General features: G+C 53.4%; 12 protein-coding genes. 8 read left to right on the forward strand and 4 right to left on the reverse strand.

The genetic code is table 11. From position 1 onward, the window contains the following. The 3 genes from KTH_RS31650 (at position 1) to rsmG (ending at position 3,917) form a co-directional block, all read left to right on the forward strand. Positions 1-2,157 (forward strand): VWA domain-containing protein, encoded by a 2,157-nt coding sequence (locus tag KTH_RS31650; RefSeq protein ID WP_111321348.1) that lies wholly within the window; start codon positions 1-3, stop codon positions 2,155-2,157. A 127-nt stretch (positions 2,158-2,284) separates the two neighbouring features. Continuing rightward, complete coding sequence (locus KTH_RS31655; RefSeq protein ID WP_111321346.1) at positions 2,285-3,160, forward strand: DinB family protein; 876 nt, start codon at positions 2,285-2,287, stop codon at positions 3,158-3,160. Between the two features lie 37 nt (positions 3,161-3,197). Continuing rightward, a complete protein-coding gene (rsmG, locus tag KTH_RS31660) occupies positions 3,198-3,917 on the forward strand; it encodes a 16S rRNA (guanine(527)-N(7))-methyltransferase RsmG (RefSeq protein WP_111321344.1) in 720 nt (239 codons plus the stop codon). A 6-nt stretch (positions 3,918-3,923) separates the two neighbouring features. Here the strand turns inward: rsmG and KTH_RS31665 are convergent, their stop codons facing one another. The 3 genes from KTH_RS31665 to KTH_RS31675 all read right to left on the reverse strand — a co-directional run bounded on the left by KTH_RS31665 (position 3,924) and on the right by KTH_RS31675 (position 7,539). Further along, positions 3,924-5,219, reverse strand: a complete 1,296-nt coding sequence (locus KTH_RS31665) for an adenylosuccinate synthase (protein WP_111321342.1) — start codon at positions 5,217-5,219, stop codon at positions 3,924-3,926. A 244-nt stretch (positions 5,220-5,463) separates the two neighbouring features. Beyond that, a complete protein-coding gene (locus KTH_RS31670) occupies positions 5,464-6,981 on the reverse strand; it encodes a spermidine synthase (protein ID WP_170142511.1) in 1,518 nt (505 codons plus the stop codon). Between the two features lie 99 nt (positions 6,982-7,080). Beyond that, positions 7,081-7,539: a M67 family metallopeptidase gene (locus tag KTH_RS31675; protein ID WP_111321338.1), complete on the reverse strand. Its 459-nt coding sequence runs from the start codon at positions 7,537-7,539 to the stop codon at positions 7,081-7,083. Positions 7,540-7,782: 243 nt separating this feature from the next. Here KTH_RS31675 and murA point away from each other — a divergent pair, with 243 nt between their 5' ends. Further along, positions 7,783-9,315 (forward strand): UDP-N-acetylglucosamine 1-carboxyvinyltransferase, encoded by a 1,533-nt coding sequence (gene murA, locus KTH_RS31680; RefSeq protein WP_111321336.1) that lies wholly within the window; start codon positions 7,783-7,785, stop codon positions 9,313-9,315. A gap of 161 nt (positions 9,316-9,476) precedes the next feature. Then, positions 9,477-12,596, forward strand: coding sequence for an alpha-mannosidase (locus KTH_RS31685; protein WP_497622868.1), 3,120 nt, complete (start codon positions 9,477-9,479; stop codon positions 12,594-12,596). 54 nt (positions 12,597-12,650) lie between these two features. On the opposite strand, the gene KTH_RS31690 is transcribed toward KTH_RS31685, so the two are convergent. After that, positions 12,651-13,343: an HAD family hydrolase gene (locus KTH_RS31690; RefSeq protein WP_497622870.1), complete on the reverse strand. Its 693-nt coding sequence runs from the start codon at positions 13,341-13,343 to the stop codon at positions 12,651-12,653. Between the two features lie 217 nt (positions 13,344-13,560). On the opposite strand from KTH_RS31690, the gene KTH_RS31695 reads away from it, so the two are divergent. The 3 genes from KTH_RS31695 (at position 13,561) to KTH_RS31705 (ending at position 16,581) form a co-directional block, all read left to right on the forward strand. Next, positions 13,561-13,845, forward strand: coding sequence for a hypothetical protein (locus tag KTH_RS31695; protein WP_111321330.1), 285 nt, complete (start codon positions 13,561-13,563; stop codon positions 13,843-13,845). A 52-nt stretch (positions 13,846-13,897) separates the two neighbouring features. Next, positions 13,898-15,121 carry an ATP-grasp domain-containing protein gene (locus KTH_RS31700; RefSeq protein WP_497622872.1) on the forward strand — a complete coding sequence of 408 codons (1,224 nt, stop codon included), beginning with the start codon at positions 13,898-13,900 and terminating at the stop codon, positions 15,119-15,121. Positions 15,122-15,480: 359 nt separating this feature from the next. Further along, the gene (locus KTH_RS31705; RefSeq protein WP_497622874.1) at positions 15,481-16,581 is read left to right on the forward strand and encodes a YsnF/AvaK domain-containing protein; all 1,101 of its coding nucleotides are present in this window, start codon (positions 15,481-15,483) and stop codon (positions 16,579-16,581) included. Positions 16,582-16,690 lie beyond the last annotated feature (109 nt).

Below are 16,690 nucleotides of genomic sequence, written 5' to 3' on the forward strand. Positions count from 1 at the left end.
ATGCTAGAACGCTTCTTTCGCAGACGTTACGGGTATTCACGCTGGGATGGGACGCAGCAGCTAGAGGGACTCGATGCTGATGATATCCTGAAAGCCCTCTCAGATGACTACCTGGAAAATGGAAATCTGCAACAGGCCATGAAACGCCTGATGCAGGAAGGGGTACGCGGGGAAGATGGACGCCGCGCAATGGGCTTGCGCGAGCTTATGGATCGCCTGCGCCGCCAGCGCAATGAGATGCTCAATCGCTACAACATGGCGTCAGGCGTGATGGATGATCTCCGGCAAAAGCTGGATGAGATTAAACAGATGGAGCGCTCTGGGATTCAGCAACGACTTGAACGCCAGGGCGCCGAGTCGCCGGCGGAGGAACAACAGAGCAACGGGCAGCAGGGTGAGGGAATGCAGCAGTCCTCTGAAGGGGAGCAGTCAGGTGCAGGGCAGCAGGGTGAGGAAGGGCAGCAATCCTCTGAAGGGGAGCAGTCGGGTGATGGCCTGTCTCCTGAGCAGAAGCGCCGCATGCTGGAAGCAATCGCAAAACGCAAACTGGACTATCTGGACAGCCTGCCAAAAGATATCCCGGGGCAGATGAAGAAGCTCTCCGAGTATGACTTTATGGATGCACAGGCCCGCCAGAAGTTTCAGGAATTGATGGATAGCTTGCAACAGCAGATGATGCAGCAGTTCTTTCAGGGAATGCAGCAATCCTTGCGCTCAATGAGTCAGGAAGATGTGACCCGGTTGCGCGAGATGATTCGCGACCTGAATAAGATGTTGCGTGAGCGCCGCGAGGGACACGAGCCGGATTTCGATTCGTTTATGCAAAAGCATGGTCAGTACTTCCCGGGGGTTAATTCTCTGGATGATCTGATCGAGCAGATGCAGATGCAGTCGGCAGCGATGCAGGGCATTCTCGATAATCTCTCTCCTGAACAACGCGAGGAACTACAACAGTTGTCAGATCAACTGCTGGGAGATGACCGGATTCGCGTTGATATGATGGAGATGTTTGCGCATCTGGAAGCCCTGGCTCCAATGGATGATATCCGCACCCGGTTCCCGTTCAGAGGCAATGAAACCCTGCCACTGAACGAGGCCCTGCGCATGATGGGGCGCATGCAGCAGATGGAGGGGCTGGAAGATGAGCTTCAGGAGGCCCGTCGTCTGGATGATCTGGAGGCGATTGACAGCCAGAAAGTCAAGGAACTGCTAGGAGATGAAGAATACCAGTCCGTTGAGCAGTTGAAAGAGTTGATGAAGATGCTGGAAGAGGCCGGTTATATCGAGAAGCGCGGAAACCGTTGGGAACTGACGGCCCGGGCAATCCGGAAGATCGGTCAGAAGGCGCTTCAGGATATCTTCAATAAGCTCAAACGAGATGGTTTCGGGCGACATGTGGTTCCCTATCGTGGCACTGGTGGTGATCGAACCGATGAGAGTAAGCCCTATCAGTTCGGTGATCCGTTCTTGCTCGATCTGGAAAAGACGATGATGAATGCAGTGACTCGTCAGGGGGCAGGAACGCCTGTCCGGCTCACGCAGGATGATTTTGAGGTCTACCGAACCGAGTATTCAACCCAGTCATCCACGGTGCTGATGATCGATATGAGCCTGAGTATGGTGTATAACGGTTGTCAGCAGGCGGCCAAAAAGGTCGCTATTGCGCTTGAAAGCCTGATTCGCTCACAGTTCCCGCGAGATAATCTCTATGTGGTGGGCTTCTCATTTGTGGCGCGTGAGTACAAGCCGCATGAGTTGATTGAGCTCAGTCGCTATGATAATGACCGTGGCACTAATATGGCGCATGGTCTGATGCTTGCGCGGCAACTGTTGGCGCGCCATCGTGGCGTCAACAAGCAGATCATCATGATTACCGATGGAGGCCCGACCGTCTGGTATGAAGAGCGCTATGGTGGCTGGCAGTTTGCGTTCCCGAGTCCCTACGCGGAACAGCAGACCTTGCTGGAAGCACAGCGCTGTACGCGTGAAGGCATTACCATCAATACCTTTATGCTGTACGACGATGATTATATGATCGCTTTTGTCAACCAGCTATCCCAGATCAACCGGGGACGGACGTTCTATGCTGATCGTGATAACCTCGGTGAATACCTGCTGGTTGACTACCTCAACAGTAAGCGTAAATTTGTGCACTAGACTTTCAGCGGGCGGCGGATACTATTGCTATCCGCCGCTCTCTTTTTTTGGGGGCTTACCGGAAGCTCATTTTTCCTCTATACTTTGATAACATCGTTATTTTGCTTGCTTATAAGGAGCTGTGTGCGTGGTAAATGGTTTCTCGCCAGCGCCTTCAATTGCTATGCAGGTGCATAGTCTGAAGGCGCTTCATTCGTTTCTTGTGGAACGCGTCGGTTTTCAGACAGTGGAGGCGCGTTTTGACGAGGGGGTGGTGCTGCTGCTGGACTCTGACGGCGACCCGCTGCTACTGGCTGATGCTGCTGTTGAGGATGTGAAGGCGTATTTGGTCGGAACGCAGTTTGTTTTTCAGCCGGGAGATACGGTCGGGTTTCGTGGGGAAGGGATACCGTGGCTCAGAGATGCAGAGAGCATCCGGCAGCGGATATCATCGGGCTTTTCGATTGAAACGAGGCCCTGGGGGGAGCGGCATGTCTGTATTGAAATGCCGGATCGCTACACGCTCAAGTTTATTGCATTGGGTTCACTTGAGCATCTGCTTGACTGGTATGAAACGGGTTGCATGCGAGAACTGACACAGGTACTAGAGGGGCTGGCCGAGGCGGAACTGGATCTCCAAAAGGCGCCAGAAGAGTGGTCAATACGCTATAATGTGCACCATCTGGCAGAAGTGGAGGGGTTGTATATGATGCCTATCCTGGTCGCGCTGGCTCAATCCGGGGCGACGCTTGAAGAGGGGCCCTATGATCAGAAGCTCTGGCCTGAAATGCTTGCGTATGGTCGACGTGCGCTTGAGCCTTCTCTGGCATTTATCCGTGCTCATCGGCAGCGAATAGCACAGATCGTACGTCTGGTGCCCGATAGTTGGGAGCGCTTTGTCTTTCTGGGAAAGGGTGAGCATATGCGGCGTCTATCCGTCAGAGCGATGATCGGGATCCTGGTACGGCATTGGATGGAGCACTGTGATGAGATCCGCGTTATTCGCCGCGCACATGATCTGTAGCCAGAAGAAGAGAGAATGAAGATGATTGAGGAGAGAGATGGCTGAAGGCTTATACAATGATTTTCTTGCCGGCCTGCAACAGCTTGGAATCGATGAACGATCCGTCGAACTGTTCCTGCGCTACCGGGACGAGCTGCTTGATTGGAATACACGCTTTAACCTGACAGCGATTAAAGACCCGGAAGAGGTCCTGATCAAGCATTTTCTGGACTCCCTGTCCCTGTTGCTGGTGTGTAAGCAGCAGGAGGCGCGTTTGCTTGATATCGGGACGGGGGCAGGGTTCCCCGGGCTGGCGCTCAAGCTTGTGCGTCCACAGTGGCGGGTCACCCTGCTGGAGGCGACTAACAAAAAGGTGACGTTCTTGCGGCATATGGTAGAGATGTTGCATCTTGAAGGCGTCGAAGTGATTCACGGGCGGGCTGAAGAACTGGGACAGAAGCCCGAGTATCGTGCCTCCTTTGATATAGTGACGGCGCGGGCGGTCTCAGCGCTGCCGGTCTTGCTGGAATATTGCGCCCCGTACTGTCAGGTGGGGGGTATGATTGTGTTGCCGAAAAAGGGCGACCTGAGCGAAGAGCTTGCCAGCGGAAAGCGTGCTGCCGCAATGGTGGGAGCTGCGTTCAAGGAGGACGTTCCGGTTCAGCTTCCGGGGCTAGATGATGGACGAAGGTTGCTTGTCTGGGAGCAGCGCAAACGCTGCCCGGCTCAGTATCCTCGGACTGGTGCGGCCATAGCGAAGAAACCGCTAGGCCGCTGATCTGTGCTATTTCTCGGGGGCCAGAACATCTTGAAGTTGAATGGTCAGACCACGCTGAGGGCTGACCGAAATCATATAGATAGGGGTCTCAAGGAGCTCTTCCAGTCGTCTCAAATAGGCCTTAGCTTCCCGGGGGAGTTGCTCATAGTTGCTGATATTGCTGGTATCGCACTGCCACCCCGGCAACTCTTCGTAGATGGGTTCACAGGCTGCAAGGTCGCTCAGAGTTGCGGGCAGGCTGTGAACAATCTGCCCTCGGAGATTATACGCAGTACAGATTTTAATGGTTGGCAAGGTATCTAGAACGTCCAGTTTGGTAATGACGGCTGCATCCAGACCGTTCAGTTCTGAGATAAAGCGCCCTGCGACAGCATCGAACCAGCCACAGCGTCGTTCGAGACTGTCATTGGGGCCATGCTCTTTCCCCCGCTTACGCATTTCCAGTCCGACCGGATCAAAGATTTCTGTTGGCAGAGGACCGCTGCCGATACGCGTGGTATAGGCTTTGTAGACGCCGATAATGCGATCAATGGAGCGAGGGGGCAAACCTGCACCGGCAGCGGCATTCGCTACCAGAGTGGAAGAGTAGGTCACATAGGGATAGGTTCCGAAATCGACATCGAGCAGCGCGCCTTGTGTGCCTTCAAGCAGGATAATCTTGTGCTCGCTGAGGGCATCGCGCAGCATTTTCTGGGTATCTGCAATATAGGGTCGCAACTTGAGCCCGTAGCCGAAGTACTCGCCGTGGATCTCTTCCAGTGAGAGTGGCGGCTGCCCATAGATCTGGGTAATCATGCGATTCTTCTGCTGCAAAATGGTTGAAAGCTTGGCGCGGAAGGTATCGACATCGAGCAGATCTGCCATGCGAATACCACTGCGGGCATGCTTATCGACGTATGCTGGCCCCAGACCGCGCAACGAGCTATCAATTTTTTCAGTCCCCCGTGCTTCCTCTTCCAGTTTATCTAGGACGAAGTGATACGGCATGATGACATGAGCGCGCTCACTGATGTAGAGGCGTGAAATATCGATTCCCCGCTGCTGCAACTCTTCCATTTCCATGATGAGGCTTTTGGGATCAACCACAACACCATTGCCAATGACACAGATTGTATTAGGATAGAGTATTCCGGAGGGAACAATCCGAAAAGAGAAATCCCCCTTTTCGTGTACGACACGGTGCCCGGCGTTGGTGCCGCCCTGATATCGCACCACAAAATCGGCTTTCATTGAAAGCTCGTCAACAATTTTGCCTTTCCCTTCGTCTCCCCATTGTGCGCCGATGACTGCGACTGCCACCATTATCGTCTATCCTCTTTGCTTTCTAGTTGTGTTTCTCTGCTATACGTGGGTGCAATCTGTATTAGCATACCACCTGGAGAAGCAAAACAGTACATTATTCTGACTCTGATTGCTTCTTTTATTCTATTGTTTGAGGTGGTGTTCTGTCAATACTATAATACACCGAAGAAGTGATTGCACTTCTCTTACTTAATCTTTTCATTGTACATACAATATTCTGCGTCGTGTATGGCACAGAAACACGTTATGGTCCCTGAATGTAATTCAGTAGAAGCTGATCTGTAATCTGTTCAATTGGAGCACGATCATCGGTGAAGACGAGGCCGCCATCTGGTGCTCGCTCTTTCATCGCCGGGAGCATTTCGCTGGCGACAATGCCCATTGTTGTAGAGCGGTCGAATTGGGCCATATTGACGCGGAAGGTGTCGCTGCTGGTGGGCTGCATGGTCGCCATGACCTCGGTATTAATCGTATTGGGCACGTCAAAGGTGTGCACGCTCGGGTAGACCGTGGACATGGTGTTGACGAATGCCTGCACCAGACGGTAGTCTGTCTCGGTATGACCTGTATTGATTGCAACGACGCCGGTTGGTGTGAGATGCGCTTTAATCTCCTCGAAGAACTCCTTTGTGGTGAGCTGGAACGGGATATAGGGTTGCTGGAATGCGTCTATCACCACAAGGTCGTACTTGGCTTGCGTGGTTGAGAAGAACGCGCGTCCATCCTGCTCATAGACCGTCAGGTTTTTCTCGTTCATATCGAAGTATTTTCGTCCGACCTCAACAATCGCAGGGTCGATCTCAATTCCATCGATTGCGACAGGGCCGTACACCTGGGTGATCTGTTTGGCGATCGTGCCGCCTGCCAGACCAACGATAGCGACCCGTTTGAGCTGTTCGGGCTTGAAGCCTTTATTGAAGTAGGGCGCGGCTAGAAAGTAGTCCCAGTACCAGCCTGTCAGGGGTTGCTGTTTCAGGTCCGGGTAATAGATGGAGTGGATGGCCTGCCCCTCATTGAGAATCAGACGATGGCTTCCATCTGCTTCCTTTGTGACCTGAATGTAATTATAGTACGATTCCTGGTAGTATATCAGGTTGGGAATCTCTTTCAAGGGTCCCAGAGGAAGAACGACTGCGATCAGCGGGATCACCACGGCAAACCGCCAGTAGGGGCGTAATCCCCAGAGCGAGGCAAGAAAGAGCAGTGCACCCAGAATAAGGAGGCTCCGGCGCACACCGAAAGTGGGGATCATCCAGAGTACAGGAAGAAAGGCCCCGAGGATACTACCCGCTGTTGAGATGGCGTAGAGTGAGCCGCTGATGCGCCCGCTGCGGTCAAGCTCTTGTGTCACAAGTCGGATTGCGAAGGGTGAGACCAGACCAAGCAAAATAACCGGAACCGCGAAGAGGAGCACTGTTCCAAGCAGTGAACCCAGAAAAGCGCCGACTGAGATATGCGCGATCGCGTCAATCGACCAGGAAAGCACGCTTTGACTGACAAAGGGAATCAGGGTGATAAAGAGAGCGGAGATAGCAGTACTGAGGCAAAGCGCTTTTTCAGAGGGGTAGCGATCGGCTAGTTTGCCGCCAATATAGTAGCCGACAGTTAAATAAATCAGAATGAGCCCGATCAGTACCGCCCAGATATACAGAGAGCTGCCGAAATACGCTCCTAAGAGGCGTTGAGCACACATTTCGATCGCGAGACTGTTCAGGCCTCCGATGAAGACCAGAATGAGAAGATAGATATGTTTCCGTTTCAAATATGAACTCCCATCCATGCCGCTAGTGTGGCGCACACGTATAAAAAAATAGCACTGTATGCTATTGTAGACATACGTCTGACCGCTGTCAAACCGGGATCAGAGATGGTGTTCAAGCGTGAGAGAGAGGTGTTGCAGGCCAGCGTGGGCGTCATGATAGTAGGCAAGGATTGGATGCTGTGTTGTCGGAGACTGCTCAAAGGGGCCACAGACGATGAGCCAGATCCAGGGAATCTGCTGTTCCACGTTGACCCGCTGCATGTTCGTGCGATCTGTCTGGCTGGCTTTGCGATAGCCGGTTGGGTGGCTATGATAGACACCGATGATCTGTTCAGGATAGGTTAGTTCTGCCTCAAGGAGTTCTTCCGGAGCAAACTCAAAGTACACTGGTGACTGAAAGATATTGCGGAGTGCTTTTGCCCCGCATACATGCCAGTGTTTTTCCTGCTCAATTCTGCCAAGAAGGAGCCCGCAGGCTTCAATCTGAGGCCGTGTGTAGATATCGGTCAGGATCTCCTGATAGGCCTGAAGACTCAAGGTGACGCGTTGTCGTGCCATCAGTCAAGCTCTTTCTTCTTGTGGACGTGTTGTGGGTCATGAATGTACGAGTTCCACCTATTTTGATTGTATCTCTATGAGAGAGCATAGCTTGATTGGTTGCCGGTGTAAAGGGCTTCTCCATCTGAACAGGAATTTCATCGCACTCCTTTTTTTTGTTCCCTTGCTTTTCTGTTTCGTCTACTGTATACTGTTTAACACATCAGACAATGTTTAATAGATTAAACGTATGGAGATTCTTCGATGAAAAGTTTTCTGGACACCCTTTATCTGGCTGAGTTATTAAAAGCAAAACGTGGCGAGCGCGGATTGCGTGAGGTGGCGGAAGAGATTGGCAATGTCAGCCCGGCGACCCTTTCTCGGGTTGAGCATGGCAAGATGGTAGATGTTGAAACGTTTTTACAGCTCTGTGATTGGCTCAGGGTTGCTCCACAGCAATTTATTAAAGAAGCGCCTTATGGAGTATTGAGCAGTCAGGCGGTGCGCTATACGGTGCAGGGCGGACAGCGGCTGGAAGGCTCAGTTGTGATTCAAGGAGCGAAAAATGCAGCTCTGCCGATCATCGCTGCCTCGCTGCTGGCCCGAAAGGGGCAGACGATTCTACGTAATGTTCCCTTGATTCGAGATATCTTCGCCGCTATTTCTCTGGCTCGCGAGCTTGGTGCGAAGGTGACGCTGCATGAAGAGGACCAGGTCCTTATTATCGATGCATCAGACGTTAAGACGAGCGATCTTCCAGCTCAATTCACCGAACTGTTTCGTGGCTCGATTCTCTTCCTTGCACCGGTGCTGGCTCGAACCGGTAAGGCCTCTATTGCCACGGTTGGCGGGTGTAGGCTGGGCAAACGTCGACTGGACTTCCACTACCGGGGATTTGCTCGTCTGGGAGCCGAGGTAACGGAAGACAACGAACGCATCTCGATGAAGATGCAGGACTACAAGGGGGCCTATCTCTATCTGGATACGCCAAGCCATACCGGCACCGAAAACCTGATGATGGCGGCCTGTCTGGCTGAGGGAGAGACCACAATTGAGAATGCGGCGCTGGAACCCGAAATTGCCGATGTGGCGCACTTTTTGAACCTCATGGGAGCCAGGATCTCGGGCATCGGAACCGGCGTGCTGCATATCGAGGGTGTGAAGGAGCTCTCTGCGGTCGAATATACGATTATGCCTGATCGATTGGATGCGGGATCGATGGCAATGGTGGCAGCAGCGACGCAAGGTGATGTGGCGCTGGTTGGGGCAAACTTGCGGCATCTGGGAGTTATTCGGGCAAAATTGGAACAAATGGGAGTGGAGTTCTGGCAGGATGGCTCGGTAATTCGCGTGCGGCGCACTGCTCCCTTGCGGCCGGTCAATGTCATCACCTGGCCGTATCCAGGATATCCGACCGATTTGCAGCCGCAGATTATGGCGCTTTCCTGTCTGGCCGAAGGAAGGTCGTATCTGCGTGAGACGCTGTTTGAGGAACGCTTCTCTGCGGTACAGGAATTGCAGAAAATGGGTGCTACAATAGAGATTCAAGAGGGAGTCGCAGTCGTTTCCGGGGTGGCTCAATTGCGGGGAACGCAGGTCACGGCTCATGATATTCGTGCTGGAACTGCGCTCATTATCGCGGCTGCGACGGCAGAGGGAGAGACGGTCATTGACAATGCATGGATGATTGAGCGTGGATGCAGCGCGGTCGTTCGTCGTCTCAGTCAGCTTGGCCTATCTATTCAGGAAGAGCGTGAGTACACAAAGCTCTTCTCTGCTTTGAGCAGGAGTAAATAGATAGATAGAAATTTTCTTGTGTAGAAACGCTGTGCTGACCGCCTTGCTGGCTGGATAGTACCAGGGCTCTATAAGAGAAAATGGCTACATTCATTACTGCCTGCTTGCCTGGAAGATACAATGAAGGAGCCATTTTTCTACTAGAGAAGGATTTGGTTTATATGCCTTTTACTGAGAAGAAGCTGCAAGCACATCTTGCAAATTACCTGCGCAAGGCATACTCAGGAGAACGGCACCCGCTCTCTCCTGTGTTGGTTGCGCCCGCCACTGGTCCTATGACTCCCCCACCATCTCCGGCGTCCGAGGAGTGGCAGCCGGTTGAGGTCGGTCAGCTCTGGGGCAGGAAGCATGCTACTGTCTGGCTGAAGACAGAGCTTCAGGTTCCCGAGCCGATGCGGAATGATCCTGTGATCCTTCAGCTCCATTGGGATTCTCCATCATCGGATGGTCTTATCTTGCGTCTGGAAGCGACCGCATTCCTGGATGGGATCGCAGTTGGCGCTTTTGACTATTATCATAAAGAACTTCAATTGCCTCCTCATGCCGCTGATGGTCAGCCACATGAGGTGACAATTCAGGTCTATACCTCAGAGCCGATTCCCTTCCGCGGCCTCACCATTCATAACCGCAATGAGACAGCCTGGAAGCTCTATCATGTGATCGAGACCGTTCTAGATGCTGCTCTTGCTCTGGATGAGAACGACATTGTTCGTCATACATTGATCGAGCGCCTCAATGCGGCGTACAATATGCTTGATCTGCGCGAAGGGTATTCAAGCGCTCGCTTCGTTGCTTCTGCAAAAGAGGCAATCGCCTATCTGCAAGAGCATTTGCGGGATGGGCTGGAAGATGGCAACCGTCCCCGCGTTGTTGTAACCGGTCACGCGCACCTTGACCTGGCCTGGCAGTGGCCGTACTGGCGAACCAGACAGAAGGCTGTGCATACTATTTCCACAGTTCTCGCGCTTATGGAGCGCTACCCCGATTACCACTACAGCCATAGCCAGCCACAGTCATTGCAGTGGGTGAAAGAGGATGCGCCGGAAGTGTTTGAGCGCGTGAAGCAGAGGGTGAAGGAAGGTCGCTTTGAGCTTGTTGGTGGCATGTGGGTTGAGCCTGATTGTAACCTGCCCTCTGGCGAATCGCTGGTCCGGCAGATTATGCAGGGCCTACGCTTCCTGAAAGAAGAGTTTGACTATAAGCCCAATAACATCTGGCTGCCCGATGTCTTTGGCTATAGCGCCGCGCTGCCGCAGATTATGCGGGGCTTTGATATCCCCGTCTTTATGACCACCAAGATTAGCTGGAACCAGTTCAACCGCATGCCAAATGATACCTTCCGCTGGCGTGGTATCGATGGTACCGAGGTTCTGACGCACTTTGTCACGGCTCCTGTCTCTGATGATGGTGGTTGGTTTTACACCTATAACGGCCCGTTCCGCGCTCGCGATATGGTCGGGATCTGGAAGAACTATCGTCAGCAGAAAATCAACGATGAGATCCTGTACCTGTGTGGTTGGGGTGATGGCGGTGGCGGCCCGGATGAGCACCAGATGGAGCGTGCTGAGGCCATGAAGAGTCTGCCCGGCTATCCTGAAGTGCGGTGGGATCGCTCCGAGAAGTTCTTCCGCGATCTGTATGAGCGTGTCTGGGATGATCCCAGGTTGCCGACCTGGGCCGGTGAACTCTATCTTGAGTATCATCGTGGTACCTACACCTCTCAGGGACGAACCAAGCTGGCAAACCGCCGCAATGAGCTGCTTTATCGTGACGCAGAGCTGTTGAGCACCTGGGCTGGCCTGACTGGCAGCCAGGAAGAGCTGAACAAGGGCTGGCGCGGTATTCTGCTGAACCAGTTTCATGATGTTCTGCCTGGTTCCTCGATTACCGAAGTGTACGAGGACGCAACCAGGATTCACGCCGAGGCGCGCGCTCTTGGCGAGAAGGTTCGCGACGAGGCTTGCTCTGTGCTGGGTGAGCGCTTCGGTTGGCGTAAAGGTGATCTTGTGCTTATGAACACGCTGGCATGGCAGCGTACTGACCCGGTTCAGATTCCAGCGGAGTTGCAGGTGAACAATCTGCCCGCACAGCAGGTCGAGGACTGGGATGGCCACAAGTATTATCTGGTTGATGGCTTGCAGATCCCGGCGGTTGGCGCTGTGTTGGCCGATCAGGCAGCAAGCGCTTCCAGCGAAGTGCCTTGCAGCATTTCGCGTACTACCGATGGCCTGATTGCGCTGCACAACCAGTACTATGATCTGACCTTTGCTGCCAATGGCGAAATCAGCCGCATCTATGATAAGGTTGCCGAGCGTGATGTCCTGGTTCCAGGACAGAACGGTAACCAGTTGATCGCGTACGAAGATCGCCCGATGAACTATGATGCCTGGGATATCGATCTCTACTATGAAGAGAAGCCATATCCGCTGCACGAGGCGTCGGAGATCCGGGTGATCGAAGAGGGCCCGGTTCGCGTGACCGTGGAAGTGATTCGCCCATTCATGGCCTCCACTGTGAAACAGCGCATCTCGCTCTGGCGCAATTCGCCGCGCATTGATTTCTCAACCGAGATTGATTGGCACGAGCATCAGACTCTGCTGAAAGCTGCGTTCCCGGTCGACATCAATGCGTTACAGGCGACCTACGAGATTCAGTTTGGTAATGTTCAACGCCCGACCCATCGCAATACCTCCTGGGATCTGGCTCGCTTCGAAGTCTGTGCTCATCGTTGGGCAGATCTGAGTGAGGGGGGCTATGGCGTCAGCTTGCTCAACGATGCCAAGTATGGTCATGACATTCATGATAATGTCATGCGCCTGACCCTGCTGAAGTCTGGTATCGTGCCTGACCCAACTGCTGATCAGGGCATTCATCGCTTCACCTACAGCCTGCTTCCGCACAAGGGTGACTGGCGTGATGCAGAGGTTGTGCGCCGCGCTTACGAGCTGAACGTTCCTGTACTGGCGGTGACTGGCAGCACCTCGACCTCTTCGGCGGAGGAACGTGTTGCGGCGTATTCGTTTATGCAGACTGATTGTCAGCATGTGGTCATCGATACCGTCAAGCCCGCTGAGGATGGCGATGGCTTTATTGTGCGTCTCTATGAGGCTCACAACCAGCGTGGTAAAGGTTCTATTACCTTCTCTGCACCGATTGCCTCGGCTCAGGAATGTAACCTGCTGGAAGAAACTATTGCGGACGCCTCGTACCAGGGGAATGCTTTGCAGTTCCAGGTGCGCCCGTTCGAGATTAAGACGTTCCGTGTCAAACTGGAAGCCTAGTCGGAGCATTTCAGGATGTGGGGAGAAGCTGTGTTTCTCCCTCACATCCTTTTTTTACTTATGGGGTGTTGGGTGCGGCAGAAATTGTTCTTTGCTGAAGGTGAGCAGGTCGCCGATGTGCTCAACGCTAATATCGGGTGTGAAGCCCTCGGGAAGTGGTTGGCTGGCATATTTCCCCTGTTTGACAAAAACGGTGGTGACCTGTGAGCCAAGCAAGTGATGCATGTCGTCGAGGATGGTGGGCTTATCGTCGATCATTACATAGTGATCTGCCGGGTATTGTTGGATCATATCCTGCAAGTTTTCCTGTTTATGTACATACAGCAGAACGCGCCCCTCGACGGCGTCCGCAATGGTGCTATTGACGATTTTCTCCGCCTGAAAGACCGGGTCGCCATCTGATACAATGACAGTAGTGCCAAGTGTTGAGAGGTGATGCAAGGTATCAAGTGCGTGCGGATACAGCGTTTCGCGGTAGGGATAGTGCTCGAAGATGGAGTGAATATGCTGATAGGTATAGTCGTCCATTTCGGATTGCGGTGTTTCTGCGCGCAGACGTTCGAGGGTTAGCGGAATATCAATAACGCTTTTCTCTGCCCGGATCTCCTCATAGAGCTCCCAGAAGCGCCGGGTAAGCTTTTCCCCGACGTTAACGCGTAACACTTCGTCAAAGCTCTTTTTGACTTTATCGTTGTCAAGTAGTGTATTATCAACATCTATCCAAAAAACGAGTGCTCGTTTGTCCATGATGGGCCTTCTTTCCAGAAAACTGATACGCTCTTTCAGCTTCGAGTGGCAAAGGCGAAGCGGAAGGTGGCGTGATCGACTGCCCCTATTATATAACGAAGGTCAGCAGAGGGCACCTGAACCGTTTTCTCTTGCCTTGTTTGCTCCCATTTGCTATCTTTAGTGAAGTAAGTGAGCCTGTTCTATACCGGTCAAGACCGTTGGAGATAAAGAGTCAATGAAAGTAATCTTCCGTAGCAAAGACTTTGCCAGTATCGAGGGGGCCGGTTTTGGCTTTGTCAATCGGCGTCCGATGCATGATCCCTGGAGCTATCAGGGACGCGTGAAGCATCGCGATTGGCAGGGAACGTATGAATGCCATTGGGAGCGCCCCGAGGAGCGCCCAAAATATGCGACATCACCCCGTGAGATTATCTGGGTAGTGGAGGGTGATGCCCGCCTTTTTGGATTGGCTGCGGCCCTGAAAGCGAAGGGGCTGCCCGTGGATGTTGCGCAGGATTGAGATAAGACGTATGAATACAGAAAAGCGCGAGAAAAAAAGAGTATTGCTTTTGATGTCGCCGGCAACCTATCGGGCCGGGGCGTTTCTGAGTGCTGCCGAGCGGTTGGATCTTCAACCGGTATTCGGCGTGGATATGCCCGAACAACTGGCGGAATACTGGCATGTGCCGCTCGGGCTTGATTTTACTGATATCGACAAATCTGTGCAAATGATTGTGGACTATGCGCGTGTGCACCCCCTGACGGCTGTGCTTTCCGTCGATGATAGCGCGACGGAACTGGCGGCTCATGCGGCCTCTGCACTCCATCTGGCACATAACACGCCTGATTCTGCCGAAGCTGCCCGCGATAAGTGGATTATGCGCAGGCTGATGTCGGCGGCTGGCGTGCCCTGCCCTGTCTTTCGTAATTTCCCGTTGAGCGCCGATCCCTCCGAGCTTGCCACACAGGTAACCTATCCCTGCGTCTTAAAGCCACGCCGTCTCTCGGGGAGTCGAGGCGTGATTCGCGCGAACAATCCAGAGGAGTTTACGACGGCCTTCTATCGTCTCAAGCGTCTTCTTTTGCAAGAGGGCTATGATGAGGAGCATACCACTTTTCTGGTAGAAGACTTTATTCCCGGAGGTGAAGTAGCCCTCGAAGGGCTGCTCACGCAGGGTCAGCTCAAAGTGCTGGCGCTCTTCGATAAGCCAGATCCTCTGGATGGCCCGTTCTTTGAAGAGACTATTTACGTCACCCCTTCACGGCTTCCTCGGGCGACACAAGAGGCGATCGCAGATTGTGTGACCCGGGCGGCTGCATCGCTCGGGTTACGTCATGGTCCGGTTCATGCAGAACTGCGTATCAATGAGCAGGGACCCTGGATGCTTGAAATTGCCGGTCGCTCGATCGGTGGGTTGTGCTCCTCTGTGCTGGAATTTGGGACGGGCATGTGTTTGGAAGAATTGATCTTGCGCCATGCCATTGGCGAAGAGGTGCGCATGATTGAGCGGGCAGGAAATGCTGCCGGGGTAATGATGATCCCGATTCCAGCCGCAGGTATGCTTAAAGGCGTTCATGGTGTGGAAGAGGCGCGGGCGGTCCCGCTGATTACTGGGGTCGAGATTACGGCCAAGCTGCATCACCCGCTGGTGCCGCTGCCTGAAGGCGCGAGTTATCTGGGCTTTATCTTCTCGCGCGGAGAGACGCCTGAGGCTGTGGAAGCGGCGATCCGGCGTGCACATGCCTGTTTACGATTTGATATTCGCCGTGAGATCCCGATGGTAACCAGGCGCTAGGACAGGGTGTGAAGAGGGGTGAGCTCTGACTGTGTCAGGTATGCTCACTCCCTTGTCTTCCTGATGCGCGCCTGCCATTTCCGAGCCGTGCCCCTGCTTTTTGTTGCCTCTTGATATATCCTGTAATTTGGGGAACACTATTGCTCATGGTAAGAGTATTTATACTCAAATGCATGTGTATCAATCTATAAACTGTGCGCGTGTAAAGGGGAGAGATGGCATGGGTGCTTGTCATTGTTCAGACTGAGCGCGCTGAAGGGAGATTTTCCTGAATGTATTTAGCTCATGCTGTCTACAGGACAAGGAGATGACAATCTTTCATTCTTGCTACATTGTGCTGAGAGAAAGGAGTATAGGCTATGGCTGCCAGACATCCTCTGGTTATAGGAGTCTTTCAAGACGAGGCGGGAGCCAAGAAAGCGCTTGAAAGCTTGAGGGATGCCGGCTTTGAGCAGAATCAGCTTGGTCTGGCGTGGAATGAAGGCGGCGCGATGGCCGTGGACCTGAAGCGAGATCTGATGAATCTGGGCGTTCCTGAAGCACAGGCTGATTTCTATGATCAGGAGTTCCGTGCTGGTCGTCCGGTCCTCTCGGTCAGAGCCGAGGGACGAGAACAACAGGCTGCCAGTATTCTTACTACATGTGGAGCGGATAATATTGTTGGCGGCGCTCCGACCGGATACGCACATCCCACCAAGCAGACAGAGACCGCACAGCAGGAAACGCGTTCGACAATGGGTGAGAGGGGCGCAGCAGGAGCCGCAGGCACGGCTGCTGGAGCTGGTATCAGGGGTGCTGTCAATCGCACCGGAGAGCCGTTGTCGGCGCAAAGAGGTGCCACTGAAGAGACATCCGAGCATAAGTTAGGGTACAGGACTGAGGCTGAGGAGACGAGGCCCTCTACGAGGACTTCTGAAGCTGCCGCCCGTGAGCAGGCCAGAATCGCGCAGCAGAGGAACGTACAGGGCCGAGCAGAAACGACGCAACGGCCCGGGAATATCAGCCAGCAGCGCGGCGTGGAGACGACGCAGCAAAGAGGTCCGCAAGCAGAAACCGGACAATCAATTCCTCTGCGTGAGGAGCAGGTCCATCTGGGAAAGGAGCGTGTAGAAAGCGGTGAAGTGACCATCGGGAAGGAAGTTGTCAGTGAAGAGAAGCACTTCAAAGTCCCGGTCTCACACGAGGAGGTCGTTATTGAACGGCATCCGGTCTCTGGCGAGCATCCCACCTCTGAGAAGATTGGTGAGGGCGAGACCATTCACATTCCACTCAGCGAAGAGCGCGTGAATATCTCGAAAGAAACGGTTGTTGGCGGTGAAGTGACGGCGGAAAAGCGAGAAGTGCAGGGTGAAGAGGACATCACGGAAACTGTCAGGCACGAGGAGCCGAGAATCCAGCGGGAAGGTCATCCGCACATTGAGAGTGAGGGCGTGGAAAAGAAGCGCCCGGAAGAGCGATGAAGAGATGACGAGAGCGGTAAAATATGGCCGCTCTCCTTTTTCTCGCATTTGAGAGCCAGAAAGTGGACTGTATATCCGCTTTCTGGCTATTTTTTCCTGTAGACATGCC

The sequence above is a fragment of the Thermosporothrix sp. COM3 genome (assembly GCF_059696735.1).